1 protein-coding gene (cut by a window edge) is annotated in these 17,039 nt (G+C 64.4%); it reads right to left on the bottom strand.

Translation table 11 applies throughout. The features are described from left to right. Positions 1 to 8 precede the first annotated feature (8 nt). Positions 9 to 17,039, bottom strand: the 3' portion of a protein-coding gene (locus tag OUZ52_RS01695) for a non-ribosomal peptide synthase/polyketide synthase (protein WP_266156574.1). It continues 14,007 nt past the right edge of the window; 17,031 of the gene's 31,038 nt are visible here — the last part of the coding sequence; the start codon falls outside the window, past its right edge; its stop codon occupies positions 9 to 11.

The raw sequence follows: 17,039 nt of genomic DNA, 5'->3' as shown, positions 1-17,039 counted from the left end.
GGCAAGCCTCATATGCAGGCGCTCGCATTCAACGCTTGCGTCAGCACCTTGCCGATCTCGGCGCGGAACTCGGCATCGAGCATGCTTTCGACGGCACGCGCAGATGCATGGCCCGAGGCAAGCGCGGCGCGGAAAAACAGCATGTCCCCGAGGTATCGCGCCGGTGCAAAGGTCTGCAGTAACGACGCACTGCGGTCAAAGTGGTTTTTCATCCGCACGATGCTGTCGCGGTCGGCCGCCGACACCAGCCGCTGGCGAATCAGTTCGTCCAGGATCTCGTCGCTGCCTTGATCCTGCGCCGACAGCTGTTGCGCGCTAACGCCAAAACCAGCCAGGACGATCGATAGCGTTTCCCGCTCAGCCGCACGCGACTGTGCTTCGGTCAGGCGCTGCGCCTCCGCTTCCTGCGCGGGCGGATACGCATCGAGCAAAGCCAGCAAGGCCACTTCATCGCCGGCCTGCTGCAGCTGGGTCGCCATGGCGTGGGCGACAAGCCCGCCGATCGACCAACCCAGCAGGTGATATGGACCCGTCGGCTGTACCTTGCGTATTTCGCGGATGTAGTAAGCGGCATCCTCTTCGATGCTGGAGCGATGGGTTTCCGGATGGCTGTTTTCTGGCGCATGCAAGCCGTAGATCGGACAGTCGGCGCGGATATGGCTGACCAGGCCGGCGTAGCACCAGGGCAGATTGCCGGCAGGCGGCAGGCAGAACAGCGGAGCCTGCCGTCCCTTGCTGCGCAGCGGCACCATCGCGGGCAAGGAGCTGGCGGCCAGGCGAGCATGGAACTGCTCGGCCAGCCCCGCCACGGTGGGCGCCTCGAACAAGGCACGTATCGGCAATTCGATGCTTAGCGTCGTGCGGATACGGCTGAGCAAGCGCGTGGCCAGCAGCGAATGGCCGCCCAGATCGAAGAAGCTGTCGTCAATGCCGACCGATTCCCGGCCCAGTACTTCGGCGAACAGGCTGGCGAGAATTTCCTCGTGTGGCGTGCGCGGCGCGCGGTGCACGGACGAGGCGAAATCCGGTGCCGGCAGCGCCTTGCGGTCGAGCTTGCCGTTGCTGGTCAACGGCAGGCCCGCAAGCACCATCAGCGCGGCAGGCAGCATGTGCTCAGGCAGCTGTTCGGACAGTGTCCGGCGCAGCGTAGCCACCTCGATCGACTGCCCCGGGGCGGCTACCAGATAAGCGACCAGCTGCTTATGACCGTGCTGATCGTCGCGGGCGACGACGGCGGCCTGGGCTATCGCGGCTTGCTGCAACAGGCTGGCTTGGATTTCGCCAAGCTCCACGCGAAAGCCGCGGATTTTCACTTGCTGGTCGGCGCGACCGACAAAATCCAGCTCGCCATTCGGTAGCCAGCGAGCCAGGTCACCCGTGCGATACATGCGGCTGCCGTGCGCATCGAACGGGTTGGCGATAAAGCGCTCGGCGGTTTGCAGTGGGCGATGCAAGTAACCGCGAGCCAGGCCCGCGCCGGCGATATACAACTCACCGGCCACGCCGACCGGCAACGGTTGCAAGGCGGCATCCAGTACATAGACCTGGGTGTTGCGGATCGGCCGGCCAATCGAGGGCGCCTGCTCGCCCGACAAACGGGCGGTGACGGTCGAGCAGCCGGTCGTTTCGGTGGGGCCGTAGGCGTTGACCATGCGGCGTTGCCGTGACCATTGCGCCGCGATGGCTTGCGGGCAAGCCTCGGCGCCGGTGATCAGCGATTGCAGGGTGCTGAGGTTGTGCTCGGTGCCTAGCGTGGCCAATACGGTCGGCAGCAACAAGGCATGCGTGATCTGCTCCTCCTCGATCACCTGGGCCAGTTCATGACCCAGCAGCATGCCTTGGCGTGGCAGCACCAGGCGGGCGCCGCTGGCAAAGGCCATCAAGGTCTCCATCACCGACGCATCGAAGCTGGTCGAGGCGAATTGCAGCACTCGCGCCGATGCATCGATGGCGAAGCGTTCGATCTGGCTGAGCGCCAGGTTGTGCGCGCTGGCATGCGTGACGACCACGCCTTTCGGTCGGCCGGTCGAGCCCGAGGTATAAATCACATAGGCCGGATGGGTCGGGGCGAGCGTGGCGCGGCGATCCTCATCGCTGAGGTCGGTAGGCGCGGCTTGTTGCACGCGCTGGATCTGCCCGGCCTGATCCAACGGCATCAGCGAGCAGCCCGGCGGCAGGCGTTCGGCGACCGCGCTGATCGTAATCACCCGCAACGGCATCGCATCGGTAAGCATGAAAGCCAGCCGCTCGCGTGGATACTCAGGGTCCAGCGGCAGATAGGCCGCGCCGCTCTTCAGCACGGCCAGCAACGCCACCAGCATATCCAGCGAGCGCGGCAGGGCAATGGCGATGATTTGCTCGGGGCCGGCGCCGTCCTCGATCAGACAACGAGCGAGTTGATTGGCTCGCGCATTGAGTTGCCGATAGCTAAGCGTCTGCTTTTCGAACACCACCGCGACAGCGTCGGGTGTACCTGCGACTTGCTGCTCGAACCACGATGGCAAGGTCTGCGCGGGCAGCGGGTGGGCGGTATCGTTCCAGCCGAGTAGCAGTTGTTGGCGCTCCGCCGTACTGAGCAGGTCGATCTCGCCGATGCGCTGGTTGGCATCCACGGCGACCGCTTCCAGCAGGCGTACCAGGCGTTGGGCGAATAGCTCGATCGTGGCTGTATCGAACAGATCGGTGGCGTACTGAATGCTGCCGTGGATTTCCAGCGGCGTGCCATCGGCGGCACGGCTTTCGGCAAAACCGAAGGTCAGGTCGAACTTGGCGGTGTCCTGGCCAGCCGCTTGCGGGGTAAAGCTCAGGCCAGGGAGTTGCAGCTCGGCGACGCTATGGTTTTGCAGCACCAGCATGACCTGGAACAGCGGGTGATGATTCAACGAGCGCGGCGGGTTGAGAATTTCGACCAGCCGCTCGAAGGGCAGGTCTTGATGGGTGTATGCAGCCAGGTCATGGCTGCGTACCTGGCCCAGCAAGTCGCGGAAGCGAGGGTTGCCCGAGGTATCGGCACGCAGCACCAGGGTATTGACGAAAAAGCCGACCAGGTCGTCCAAAGCATCATCGGTGCGGCCGGCAATCGGCGTGCCGATGGGGATGTCATGACCTGCGCCGAGCTTGCTCAACAGCACCGCGACGGCGGCGTGCAGCACCATGAACAAACTGGCCTGACTGCCGCGCGCCAGCTCAGACAAGCGCGTGTGTATGCGCTGGTTCAAACGGAAGCCGACATGTTCGCCACGGAAGCTGGCCTGGGCCTGGCGGGGGCGATCGGTGGGCAGGCTGAGCTGTTCCGGCAGATCGGCCAGCGCCGAGGTCCAATAGGCGATTTGCCGGGCAATCGCGCTGTCGGCGTCGGACTCATGCCCCAGCCACTGCCGTTGCCATAACGCATAGTCGGCGTACTGCACCGCCAAGGCGGCCCAGGTGGGCGGGTGATTGTGCAGGCGTGCCGCATAGGCACGGGTCAGGTCGTGCTTGAGCGGGGCCAGCGAGGCACCGTCAGCGGCGATGTGATGCAGCAATAGCAGCAACACATGCTCGGTCGGGTTCAGCCTGAACAGCGATGCGCGGATGGGTAGCTCACGACTCAGCTCAAAGCTATAAGCGGCGGCCTGATCGAGTTGTTGACTAAGGCTGGCCTCGCTGGCGGCGAGCCATTCAAGGCTTAGCCGGGCGGTATCGGTGCTGAGAATGGTTTGCCAGGCCTCGCCATCGCTGTCGGCAAAGATCGTGCGCAGACTTTCGTGGCGCAGCAGCACATCGTTCAGCGCGGCCTGCAAGGCGTCGGTATCGAGTGGTCCTTGCAGGCGCAAGCCCAGGGGTATGTTGTAGGTCGCGCTGGGGCCCTCGAACTGATGCAGGAACCACAGCCGCTGCTGCGCAAACGACAGCGGAATGCGCCCAGGCCGTGGCATCGGGTGCAGCGCCAGGCGGGCGATATGCTCGGTGCCTAGCTGCTCCGCCATGCCGGACACCGTCGGCGTTTCGAACAGCGCGCGGATCGGCAGCTCCACATCCAGGGTCGAGCGGATACGGCTGACCAGCCGCGTCGCCAGCAACGAATGGCCGCCCAAATCGAAGAAGCTGTCGTCGATGCCGACCGACTCCAGGCCGAGCACATCGGCAAACAGGCTGGCGAGAATCTCCTCCTGTGGCGTCCGTGGCGTACGTCGGCTGGTCGAGATGAAATCGGGCGCCGGCAGCGCCTTGCGGTCCAGCTTGCCATGGGCGGTCAGCGGCAGTGCGTCGAGCACGATCAGCGCGGCGGGCACCATGTAATCGGGCAGGTGCTCGGACAGGGTGCGGCGCAGCGACACGGCATCGATATGATGACCGGCCGCAGCCACCAGATAGCCGACCAGTTGCGGCTGGCCGGCGTGATCCTCGCGGGCAATCACGCTGGCATGGGCGACGGCGGCTTGATGCATCAGGCAGGTTTCGATTTCGCCCAGCTCGATGCGGAAGCCGCGGATCTTGACTTGATGATCCGCGCGGCCGACAAAATCGAGCTCGCCATCGGGCAGCCAGCGCACCATGTCACCGGTGCGGTACATCCGGCTGCCGGCGGAGTCGAACGGGTTGGCGACAAAGCGTTCGGCGGTCTGCGCGACGCGGTTGAGGTAACCGCGGGCCAGGCCGTTGCCCGCGATATACAGCTCGCCGGCGACACCGACGGGCCGTGGCTGCAAGGCCGCGTCGAGCACGTACATCCGGGTGTTCCACAGCGGGCGGCCGATCGGTACCAGGCCAGCCGGTGCGCGGGCCGGGTCGGGTTTGCGCTGTACCTGCCACAGATGCGACGACACCTGGATCGTCGTTTCGGTTGGGCCATACAAATTGACGATCGGTGCACGCCAGCGCTGCACCAGCTTTTGCGCCAGCTCCTGCGGTAAGGCTTCGCCACCGGCGAAGATCAGGCGAAACCGCGGCTGCGCTGCGCTGGTAAGCAGGGTCGGCAGCATCGATGGCACCCATTGCGCCAAGGTGATTTGCTGACTCTCGCTATAGGCGAGGATGCCGTCGAGATCGTGTTTGAGCCGGTCCGGCAGGAGATACATCGGAATACCGCTAAGTAACGGAATCCAGAGCTCCCATTCAGCCGCATCGAAACTGACCGAGGTACGCGCCAGCAAACGGTCGTCGGGGAAACAGGGGTAGCAGGTCTGCATCCACTGCATGTGATTGACCAGGTTGGCCTGGCTGACCATGACCCCTTTGGGCTTGCCGGTAGAGCCGGAAGTAAAGATCACATATGCCAGATGCGCTGCTCGTAGCGGCCGCTTGCGCTGTGCGTCGGTGGGATTGCTGTCGGGCCGCTGCGCCAGATCGGCCTGCATGTGGTCGTGGTCAAGCAGCAACAAGCTCACCCCGGCCGGAAGCTGGGCGGCGGCGCCGGCATGGCTGATCACGCACGCCGGCACGGCGGCATCGAGCATGTAGGCGAGGCGGTCGCGCGGATACTCCGGGTCCAGCGGCAGGTAGGCCGCACCCGCCTTGAGCACGGCCAGCAGCGCGACCACCATGTCGATAGAACGCGGCAGCGCGATCGCGACGATCTGCTCCGGGCCGATATCTTGCGCGATCAGCTTATGCGCGAGCCGATTGGCGCGGGCGTTGATCTGCCGATAAGTCAGCTCGCTGGCTTCGAATACCACCGCGATGGCATCCGGCGTGCGCGCGACTTGCTGCTCGAACCACTGTGGCAGGGTGAGTTCGGCCAGCGGGTGGTCGGTTTCGTTCCAGCCGAGCACCAGTTGCCGGCGTTCGGCGGGGCTGAGCAGGTCGATCTCGCTGATACGCTGGTCGGCGTTGTCGGCGACCGTTTCCAGCAGCCGCACCAGCCGCTGCGCCAATTGTTCGATGGTCGCGGCATCGAACAAGTCGGTGGCGTATTGAATGCTGCCCCAGAATGGCTGCGGCGTGCCGTCATTCGCGCGGCTCTCGGCAAAGCCAAAGCTCAGGTCGAACTTGGCGGCGCCATAGCCGGTGCTTTGCGCGGCAACGGTAAGGCCAGGTAACGCCATCGTCGCGCTGGCGTTGTTCTGCAGCGACACCATGACCTGGAACAAGGGGTGATGGCTTAGCGAACGGGCTGGGTTGAGAATCTCGACCAATCGCTCGAAGGGCAGGTCTTGATGGGTATACGCGCCCAGGTCATGACTGCGCACGCGCGCCAGCAATTGAGCAAAGCTGGGGTTGCCCGAGGTATCGGCGCGCAACACCAGCGTATTGACGAAGAAGCCGACCAGGTCATCCAGGGCGTCATCGGTGCGACCGCCGATAGGCGTGCCGATGGCAATGTCATCGCCCGCGCCCAGTTTGGACAGCAGCACGGCAACCGCCGCATGCAGCACCATAAACAGCGTGGCTTGATGCTGACGTGCCAGCTCGCTTAGCCGTGCATGCAGCCGGCTGTCCAATGCAAAGCCCACATGCTCGCCACGGAAGCTGGCCTGCAGGGGACGCGGCCGGTCGGTGGGCAGGCTGAGCTGTTCGGGTAGGTCGGCCAGCGCCTGCTTCCAATAGGCGATTTGCGCGGCAATCGCACTGTCCGCCTGGGATTCGTGACCCAGCCATTCGCGTTGCCACAGGGCATAGTCGGCGTACTGCACCGGCAGCGGTGGCCAGGCCGGCGCATCGCCTTGAAGGCGTGCGCTATAGGCCGTCGTCAGGTCACGCGTCAATGGCGCCAACGACAAGCCATCGCTGGCGATGTGATGCAGCAACAGCAGTAATACATGCTGGGTCGGCCCTAGCGGGAACAGCCAGGCACGCACCGGGATCTCGCGGCCCAGCTCAAAGCCATAATTCGCGGCTTCGCTCAGTTGCTGCGCCAGGTCGGCTTCGCTGCTGGCCACGATCTCCATCGGCAGCTGCGTTGCGTCGGCATCGAGAATGGTTTGCCAGGCGCTGTCACCGCCATCGCTGAAAATCGTGCGCAGGCTTTCGTGGCGTGCCAGCACATCGTTCAAGGCGCCCTGCAGCGCCGGTATGTCGAGATGCCCGTCCAGGCGCAGGCCCAGGGGAATGTTGTAAGTCGCATTAGGCCCCTCGAACTGCTGCAGAAACCACAATCGCTGCTGGGCGAACGACAACGGAACAAGCGTCGGCCGAGGCATCGGCTGCAACGCCTGGCGTGCCCGATGGCCGCGACTCAATGGCCCGGCGAGCGCGGAAACGGTGGGGCTTTCGAACAATGTCCGCAGCGGCAGCTCGACCCCCAGGGTGGCGCGGATGCGACTGAACAAGCGGGTCGCCAGCAAGGAGTGGCCGCCCAGATGGAAGAAGTTGTCGTCGATGCCCACCGTTTCGAGGTTAAGCACTTCGGCGAACAGCCCGGCGAGGATTTCCTCCTGCGGTGTACGTGGCGTGCGTTTGCTGATCGAGACGAAGTCCGCCGCGGGTAAGGCGGCGCGATCCAGCTTGCCGTTGGCGGTCAGTGGCAAGGTATCCAGCACGATCAGGGCGGCTGGCAGCATGTAATCGGGCAGGCGTTCGGCCAGGCTGCGGCGCACCAGCGCGACATCGATGCGCTGGCCTGCCGTGGCGACCAGATAACCGAGCAACTGCTTTTGACCGGTGTGATCCTCGCGCGCAATCACCGTGGCCTGGGCCACGGCAGGCTGCAGCATCAGGCAGGTTTCGATTTCGCCCAGCTCGATGCGGAAGCCGCGAATCTTCACCTGCTGATCGGCGCGACCGATGAAATCGAGTTCGCCATGGGCCAGCCAGCGCACCAGGTCACCGGTGCGATACATGCGCTGGCCCGCTGCGAAGGGGTTGGCGACGAAGCGTTCGGCCGTCAGCGCCGCACGATTGAGGTAGCCACGGGCCAGGCCGTCGCCGGCGATATACAACTCACCGGCGACACCGGCGGGCAGCGGCTGCAGCGCGTCATCCAGCACATACACCTGGGTGTTCCAGATCGGACGGCCAATCGGAATACGTTCGTTGCGCAGGTTGTCCGTCGTCACGGTATGCACGACGCAACCCACCACTGTCTCGGTCGGGCCGTACTCATTGACCAGCGACGAATGAGGGGCGTGTTCCAGCCAGCGTGCCACCGAGGCCGGGTTCAAGGCTTCGCCACCGATGACCAGGGTATGGGCCATGCCGGCACGGTGCTCGGGCAGCACCAGCTGATTGAGTACATCCAGCTGTGCCGGGGGTAGCTTGAGCAAGCCAAACGGCGCGGCGTGCGCGGGGTAGCCGGCCAGTACCTCGAACTCCTGCTGCTGCGGCAATAGCGTGACGGTTTGTCCGGCCAGCAACGGCAGGTACAGACTCGTCACCGTGGCGTCGAACGACAATGATGTATTGACCGGCGCACCCGTGCCTTGGGCAGTGGGGTAGGTGGCGCCGGCCCAGGCGAGGTAATTGCTCAAGCCGCGATGCGTGATCACCACGCCCTTCGGTTTGCCGGTCGAGCCCGAGGTATAGATGACGTAAGCCGGGTGCGCCAGGGTCGGCGCGCCGCGACGCTGGTCGTCGCTGAGGTCGGTATCTGCCGCTTGTTGCAGGCGATGGATTTGCGTCACCTGATCCAGCATCAGCAGCGGTGCGTGGGCTGGCAGGCGTGCGGCGATATCGCTGACGGTAATCACCCGTAACGGCGTGGCATCGCCCAGCATGAAGGCGAGGCGGTCGCGCGGATATTCCGGGTCCAGCGGCAGATAGGCGGCACCGCTTTTCAGCACGGCGAGCAAGGCCACCAGCATGTCCAGCGAGCGGGGCAGGGCAAGGGCGATGATTTGCTCGGGGCCGGCGCCTTCCTCGATCAGGCAACGCGCGAGCTGATTGGCGCGTGCGTTGAGCTGTCGATAGCTAAGCCACTGCTTTTCGAACACCACGGCGACGAGGTCGGGGCTGCGCCTTGCTTGCTGTTCAAAAAGCTGCGGCAAGCTCAGGGCGGGCACCGGCTGCGCGGTGTCGTTCCAGCCGAGCACGAGTTGTTCGCGCTCGACCGGGCTGAGCAGATCGATCTGGCCGATGCGCTGGTCGGCGTTGTCGGCGATGGCTTCGAGCAAACGCTGCAGCCGCTGGGCGAACAGCTCGGCGGTGGCCGCATCGAACAGATCGGTGGCGTACTGAATGCTGCCGTGGATTTCCAGCGGTGTGCCATCGGCGGCACGGCTTTCGGCAAAGCCAAAGGTCAGGTCGAACTTGGCCATGCTGTAGCCAGTCGCTTGCGCCGCCAGCGTCAGGCCGGGCAGTTCCAGCGTATCGCTGCTGTTGTTCTGCAACGCCACCATTACCTGGAACAACGGGTGATGACTCATCGAGCGCGACGGATTGAGAATCTCGACCAGCCGCTCGAAGGGCAGGTCTTGATGGGTGTACGCACCCAGGTCATGACTGCGCACCTGGGTCAGCAATTCGCGGAAACTGGGGTTGCCCGAGGTATCGGTGCGCAGCACCAGGGTGTTGACGAAAAAGCCGACCAGGTCGTCCAGGGCGTCATCGGTGCGGCCGGCAATCGGTGTGCCGATGGGAATGTCATGGCCTGCGCCGAGCTTGGACAGCAGCACCGCGACGGCGGCGTGCAACACCATGAACAGACTGGCCTGATGGCTGCGTGCCAGCTCGGCCAGCCGCCTATGCACCTGGCCATCCAGATGGAAGCCCACATGGCCGCCGCGGAAGCTGGGCTGCGTCGGATGCGCTCGATCCGTCGGCAGGCTCAGCAATTCGGGCAGATCGGCCAGCGCCTGCTTCCAATAGCTGATCTGCGCCGTGAGCGCACTGTCTGGATCGGATTCATGACCCAGCCACTGCCGTTGCCATAACGCATAGTCGACGTACTGCACCGGCAGCGCGGCCCATGCCGGCGGCTGGCCCTGGAGGCGAGCCGTATAAGCGGTGCCGAGATCGCGAGCCAACGGTGCCAGCGATGCACCGTCGCCGGCGATGTGATGCACCAGCAGCAACAGTACATGCTCGGTCGGGCTTAGCCGGAACAGCCACGCGCGTAGGGGAATCTCATGCGCCAGGTCGAAGCTGTAGGCCGAGGCGTGGCTTAGCTGTTGCTGGATATCGACGTCGCTCGCCGCAACGATGTCCAGCTTTAGCTGGGCGCTGGCGGCATCGAGAATGGTTTGCCAGGCGCTGTCGCCGTTGTCGCTGAAAATGGTGCGCAGGCTTTCATGCCGGGCCAGCACATCGTTCAAGGCGGCTTGCAAGGCATTAGCATCGAGCTGGCCTTGCAGGCGCAGGCCCAGGGGGATGTTGTAGGTCGGGCTGGGGCCTTCGAACTGATGCAGAAACCACAAGCGCTGCTGGGCGAACGACAATGGAATGCGTTCGGGCCGTGGCATCGGATGCAATGCCGTGCGAACCGCACGCGCCACGCCGAGCTGCCCGGCGACGCCGGCCACAGTGGGATGCTCGAACAAGGCGCGAATCGGCAGTTCGGTTTCCAGGGTCGAACGGATGCGGCTGACCAATCGAGTGGCCAACAGGGAATGCCCGCCCAGGTCAAAAAAACTGTCGTCGATACCGACCGAGGCCAGCCCCAATACTTCGGCGAACAGGCCGGCGAGAATTTCTTCCTGTGGCGTGCGCGCGGCACGCTTGCTGGTCGAGATAAAGTCCGGCGCGGGCAGCGCCTTGCGATCGAGCTTGCCATTGGTAGTCAGCGGCAAGGCATCGAGCACGACCAGCGCGGCCGGCACCATGTACTCGGGCAGATGCTCGGACAAGGTGCGGCGCAGCGACAACGCATCTACTTGATGACCCGCCGCCGGCACCAGATAACCGACCAGCTGTTTATGCCCGGGCTGATCTTCGCGAACGATGACGGCAGCCTGGGCGACCATCGGCTGTTGCAGCAGCGAGGCTTCGATCTCGCCCAGCTCGATGCGGAAACCGCGGATCTTGACCTGGCCATCGGCGCGGCCGACAAAGTCGATCTGGCCCTGGGGCAACCAGCGCACCAGATCGCCGGTGCGATACATGCGCCCGCCGTGCGCGTCGAACGGATTGGCGACAAAACGTTCGGAAGTCAGCGCAGCGCGATGCAGATAACCGCGTGCCAGACCTTCACCGGCGATATACAACTCACCGGCTACGCCGACCGGTAATGGCTGCAAGGCGGCATCGAGCACATAAAGCCGGGTGTTATCCATCGGCGCGCCGATCGGCACGCTGGCCGCCACGGCATGCGGCGAACGCATGGGATAGTGGGTGGCGAACGTGGTGGTTTCGGTCGGGCCGTAGACGTGGACGACGCGGGTGTTCGGGCAGCGGTCGATGACTTTCTGGAAGGCGGCCGGCGAGGCGGCTTCGCCACCGGTCCACACCGCGCGTACCTGGCTGAAGCAGTGCGGCTGCTCTTCGGCCAGCAAGCGAAACAGCGCCGTGGTGAGGAACAGCGCCGTGACGTTTTGTCGGGTGATGACACGCTCAAGCACGTGAATGTCGGTATCGCCGGGCGGCGCCACGATGATCTGCTGGCCAGACAGCAGCGGCACCCAAAGCTCGTAGGTCGAGGCATCGAAGGCCTGCGCCGAATGCATCAGCACGCGTTGCTGGGCACCGTCTTGCCAGCAGCGGTCCATCGCCAGTTCCAGCACGTTGCGATGCGTGATGCCGATGCCTTTGGGTGCGCCGGTAGAGCCGGAGGTGTACATCACATAGGCCAGCTGGCCCTCGGGCACACTGATCGCCGGCGGGGTCGTCGGATGCCGGGCAATCGCCGCGGCATCAAGATCCAGCTGCACCAGTTGCGCGTGATGCGCGGGCAGGCGAGCGGCCAGCGCCGACTGGATGACCAGCACCGGCGCCTGGATATCGTCGAGCATAAAGGCCAGACGGTCGGCCGGATAACGCGGGTCCAGCGGCACATAGGTGCCACCGGCCTTGAGAATGCCCAGCACGCCGATCAGCACATCGAGCGAACGTTCCACGCACAAGCCGACCATGGTCTCCTGGCCGACACCGAGCGCTTGCAGGTGATGGGCCAGCTGATTGGCGCGGCGGTCGAGTTGCGCATAGGTAATGGATTGATCGTCGGCGATGGCGGCGATCGCATCGGGCGTCTTGCCGGCCTGTTCGGTAAAACGCTGCGGCAAGTTGCCGTTGGCGGCCGGGCGCTGTGTTTGGTTCCACTGGATCAGCAATTGCTGGCGTTCGTCCGCGCCGAGCAGGTCGATCTGATCCAGGCGCTGATCCGCATCCGTGGCAACCGCCTGCAGCAGGCTGACGATGCGTTGGGCGAATCGCTCCACCGTGGCCGCATCGAACAGGTCGGTGGCGTACTGGATGCTGCCGCGGAGTTCCTGCGGCGAACCATCCGCCGCACGGCTTTCGGCAAAGCCGAAGATCAGGTCGAATTTGGCCACGCCATAGCCCAGCGACTGCGGTGCCAGGGTCAAGCCGGGGAATTCCATCGCCGCATCGGCATTGTTCTGCAACACCATCACCACCTGGAACAACGGATGATGGCCCAGTGAGCGCAACGGATTGAGGATTTCGACCAGTCGCTCGAACGGCAGGTCTTGATAGGTGTAGGCGCTCAAGTCGTGACTGCGGACCCGGGTCAGCAGTTCACGGAAACTCGGGTTGCCCGAGGTGTCGGTACGCAGCACCAGCGTATTGACGAAAAAGCCGACTAGGTCGTCGAGCGCATCGTCAGTACGGCCTGCAATAGGCGTACCTATCGGTATATCGGTGCCGGCGCCGAGTTTCGACAGCAGTACCGCAATGGCCGCGTGCAAGACCATGAACAGGGTGGATTGATTGTCATGGGCCAGCGCCGCCAGGCGTGCATAAAGAGCGGCATCGAGACGGAAGGCGACATGGCCGCCACGGAAGCTGGCCTGTGGCGGACGCGGCCGATCGGTGGGCAGGCTGAGCTGCTCGGGCAGATCGGCCAGCGTACGTTTCCAGTACGCGATCTGCGCGGCAATGATGCTGTGAGGATCGGATTCGTGACCCAGCCATTGACGCTGCCACAGCGTGTAGTCGGCGTATTGCACCGGCAGCGGCGCCCAATCGGGTGCCTGCTGCTTCAAGCGTGCGCTGTAAGCCTCGGTGAGGTCGCGAAACAGCGGCGCCCATGACCAGCCATCGCTGGCAATGTGATGCACCAACAGCAGCAGCACATGCTCGTCCGGGCTTAGCGGGAACAGCCAGGCGCGGATCGGAATCTCATGCGCCAGATCGAAGTGGTAGACGGCCGCCTCGCTGAGCTTGTGCTCAAGCTCGGCCTCGCTCACGGCAACGATGTCCAGGTTTAGCCGGGCCACCCCGGCATCGAGAATGGTTTGCCACGCGCTGTCGCCGCCGTCGCTGAAAATGGTGCGCAGACTTTCGTGACGCATCACCACGTCATTCAATGCCGCCTGCAGCGCCGTCGCGTCGAGCTGGCCGTGCAGGCGCAGGCTCAACGGAATATTGTAGGTCGCGCTTGGCCCTTCGAATTGACGCAAGAACCACAGCCGCTGTTGCGCAAAGGAGAGCGGCATCCGCTCTGGCCGCGGCATCGGCGTCAAGGCCAGGCGCACACTGCCGCCGGCCCCCAGTTGCTCGGCCAGGCCGGCAACGCTGGGGCTTTCGAACAGCGTACGGATCGGCAGTTCAACATCCAGGGTCGAGCGAATGCGGCTGACCAGCCGCGTCGCCAATAGCGAATGGCCACCCAGGTCGAAGAAGCTGTCGTCGATGCCTACCGATTCGAGGTGCAGCACTTCGGCGAACAGGCCGGCGAGGATTTCTTCCTGCGGGGTGCGCGGCGCGCGTTTGCTGACCGAGACGAAATCCGGCGCCGGCAGGGCGCGGCGATCGAGCTTGCCATGCGCGGTCAGTGGCAACGCATCAAGCACCACCAGCGCGGCCGGCACCATGTAGTCGGGCAGCTGCTCAGCCAGGGTCTGGCGTAGCGTCGGCGCATCCAGGCTTTGTCCGGCGCTGGCCACCAGATAGCCGACCAATTGCTTCTGGCCTGGCAAGTCTTCACGCGCAATCACCGCCGCCTGGGCCACTGATGACTGTTGCATCAGACAGGCTTCGATTTCGCCCAACTCGACGCGGAAGCCGCGGATCTTGACCTGGCTGTCGGCGCGTCCGGCGAAATCGAGCTGGCCGTTGGGCAGCCAGCGCACCAGGTCGCCGGTGCGATACATGCGCCTGCCGCCGGCGTCGAAGGGGTTGGCGACAAAGCGTTCGGCGGTCAGGGTGGCGCGATGGACATAGCCGCGCGCCAAGCCTTCACCGGCGATGTACAGCTCACCGGCGACGCCTTGCGGCAACGGCTGCAAGGCATCGTCCAGCACATACAGCTGGGTGTTATCCAGCGGGCTGCCAATCGGTACGCTGGCACCGACGCTATAAGGGGCGAGCATGGCGTGATTGGTGGCAAACGTGGTGGTTTCGGTCGGGCCGTAGCCATTGACCACCTTTAGCCGTGGAAAGCGATCCAGCAGCGATTGAATGACGATGGGCGAAAGCACATCGCCACCGGCAATCACCTGGCGCACCTCGGCAAAGCAATCGACGCACTCTTCCGCCATCAGATGAAACAGGCCGGCGCTCAGCCACAGCGAGGTCACGTTTTGCTGGCGGATGACACGTTCCAGCACGCGAATATCGGTTTCGCCCGCTGGCGCCACGACAATTTGCCGGCCGCTGAGCAGCGGCACCCACAGCTCATAGGTCGACGCATCGAAGGCTTGCGCCGAATGCATCAGCACGCGTTGCAGGGTTTCATCCTGCCAGCGTCGATCCATCGCCAGTTCCAGCACGTTGCGATGGGTCACGCCAATGCCCTTGGGCGTGCCGCTGGAGCCGGAGGTGTACATCACGTAGGCCAGGTGCTCGGCGCGTGCGGTTGTCTCGGGCGCGCTGATGGGGCGCCGGGCAATCGCCTCGGCCTCGCCATCGATTTCCACCACCCGGGCCCAGTGTGAAGGCAGCCGCTCGACCAGCTCGGCCTGTGCCACCAGCACCGCGATCATGGTGTCGTTAAGCATGAAGGCCAGGCGCTCGGACGGATAATCCGGGTCCAGCGGCACATAGGTGCCGCCCGCCTTGAGGATGCCAAGCACGCCGATCAGCACATCCAGCGAGCGTTCCACGCACAGCCCGACCATGACCTCCGCGCCCACGCCGAGCGCTTGCAGATGGTGTGCCAGTTGATTGGCGCGGATATCGAGTTCGGCATAGCTTAGCGATTGATTGCCGGCGACCGCGGCGATCGCATACGGCGTCCTGCCGGCCTGCTCGGCAAAGCGTTGCGGCAAGGTGCCAGTAGCGACCGGGCGCTGGGTATCGTTCCAGTCCAGCAGCAACTGCTGCCGTTCGGCATGACCGAGCAGATCGATCTGGCTGATCGGCTGATCGGGATTTTTCGCCACCGCCTCAAACACCGCGCGCAGCCGTGCCACCCAGGTCTGCGCCGTGGCGCTGTCGAACAGGTCAGTGGCGTAGGTCAGGCTGGCTGCCAGCCCATCGGCTGCGCCGCTGTCGGTACGCCGCTCCGAGAAGGTAAAGGTGAGATCGTAGTTGGCGCTGTCGCCGCTCAGCGGCTGCGATGAAACGTCAAGGCCGGGTAGCTGCAGCGATGCATTGGAGTTGTTGCCGAACACCAGGGCCACCTGGAACAGCGGATGGTGCGACTGCGAGCGGACCGGGTTGATGATTTCGACCAGGCGCTCGAACGGCAGATCCTGATGCGTATAGGCGGCCAGATCGACCGCGCGGACTTGCTGCAACAGCTCGCGGAAGCTGGGGTTGCCCGAGCAGTCGGTGCGCAATACCGAGAGATTGACGAAGAAGCCGACCAGATGGTTGAGCGCGTCATCGGTGCGCCCCGCCAGCGAGGTGCCGATGGGAATGTCGGTGCCCGCCCCGAGCTTGCACAACAACGTAGCGATGGCCGCGTGCAAGACCATGAACAACGTGGCCTTGGCATCGCGCGCCAGTTCCAGCAAGCGGACATGCAGCGGCGTGTCTAGCTCAAAGATGCGTAGTTCGCCATGGAAGCTCGATTGCGCCGGGCGCGGCCGGTCCGTAGGCAGCGTCAGCTGCTCGGGCAGGCCGGCGAGCGTTTGCTTCCAGTAAGCAATTTGCGCGGCAAGCGCGCTGTCCGGGTCCGATTCATGGCCTAGCCATTGGCGCTGCCACAGCGCGTAATCGGCGTACTGCACCGGCAGCGGCGACCATGTCGGCGGCTGACTTTGCAGGCGTGCCGCATACGCAGTGGCCAGGTCGCGCGATAGCGGCGCCCACGACCAGCCGTCGCTGGCGATGTGGTGCACCAACAGCAGCAACACGTGCAGCGTTGGGCTTAATGCGAACAGCCATGCACGGATCGGCATCTCGCGCGCCAGGTCGAAACTGTAGCCGGCGGCCAGGTCGAGTTGACGCTCAAGTTCTGCTTCGTCGCAGGCGACCACGGAAAAATTCAGCGATACGGCATCGCTGTCGAGAATGGTCTGCCAGGCGTGGCCATCGCGGTCGCTTTCGCTGAACACCGTGCGCAGGCTTTCGTGGCGTATCAGCACATCGTTCAAGGCCGCCTGCAAGGCTGCCGTATCGAGCTGGCCTTGCAGCCGTAGTCCCAAGGGAATGTTGTAGGTCGGGCTGGGGCCTTCGAACTGGTGCAGAAACCACAGTCGTTGCTGGGCAAAAGACAGCGGAATGCGTTCGCTGCGCGGCATCGGCCGCAACGCCGAGCGCGCGGCGCCGCCCATGCCTAACTGCCCGGCCAGGCCGGACACCGTGGGGCTTTCGAACAGGGCGCGAATCGGCAACTCGACATCCAGGGTCGAGCGAATGCGGCTGACCAGGCGGGTGGCCAGCAAGGAATGGCCGCCCAGATCGAAGAAGCTGTCATCGATGCCGACCGATTCCAGGCCGAGAATTTCCGCAAACAGGCCGACCAGGATTTCTTCCTTCGGCGTGCGCGCCGTGCGTCGGCTGGTGGAGATGAAATCCGGCGCGGGCAGTGCCTTGCGATCGAGCTTGCCATTGGTAGTCAGCGGCAAGGCATCGAGCATGACCAGGGCGGCAGGCACCATATGCTCGGGCAGGTGTTCGGA

It is taken from the genome of Dyella silvatica (genome assembly GCF_026283955.1).
Classification (GTDB): domain Bacteria; phylum Pseudomonadota; class Gammaproteobacteria; order Xanthomonadales; family Rhodanobacteraceae; genus Dyella_C; species Dyella_C silvatica.
Note: the sequence above shows the minus strand (reverse complement) of the source record. Positions and strands in the feature narration are given on the sequence as shown.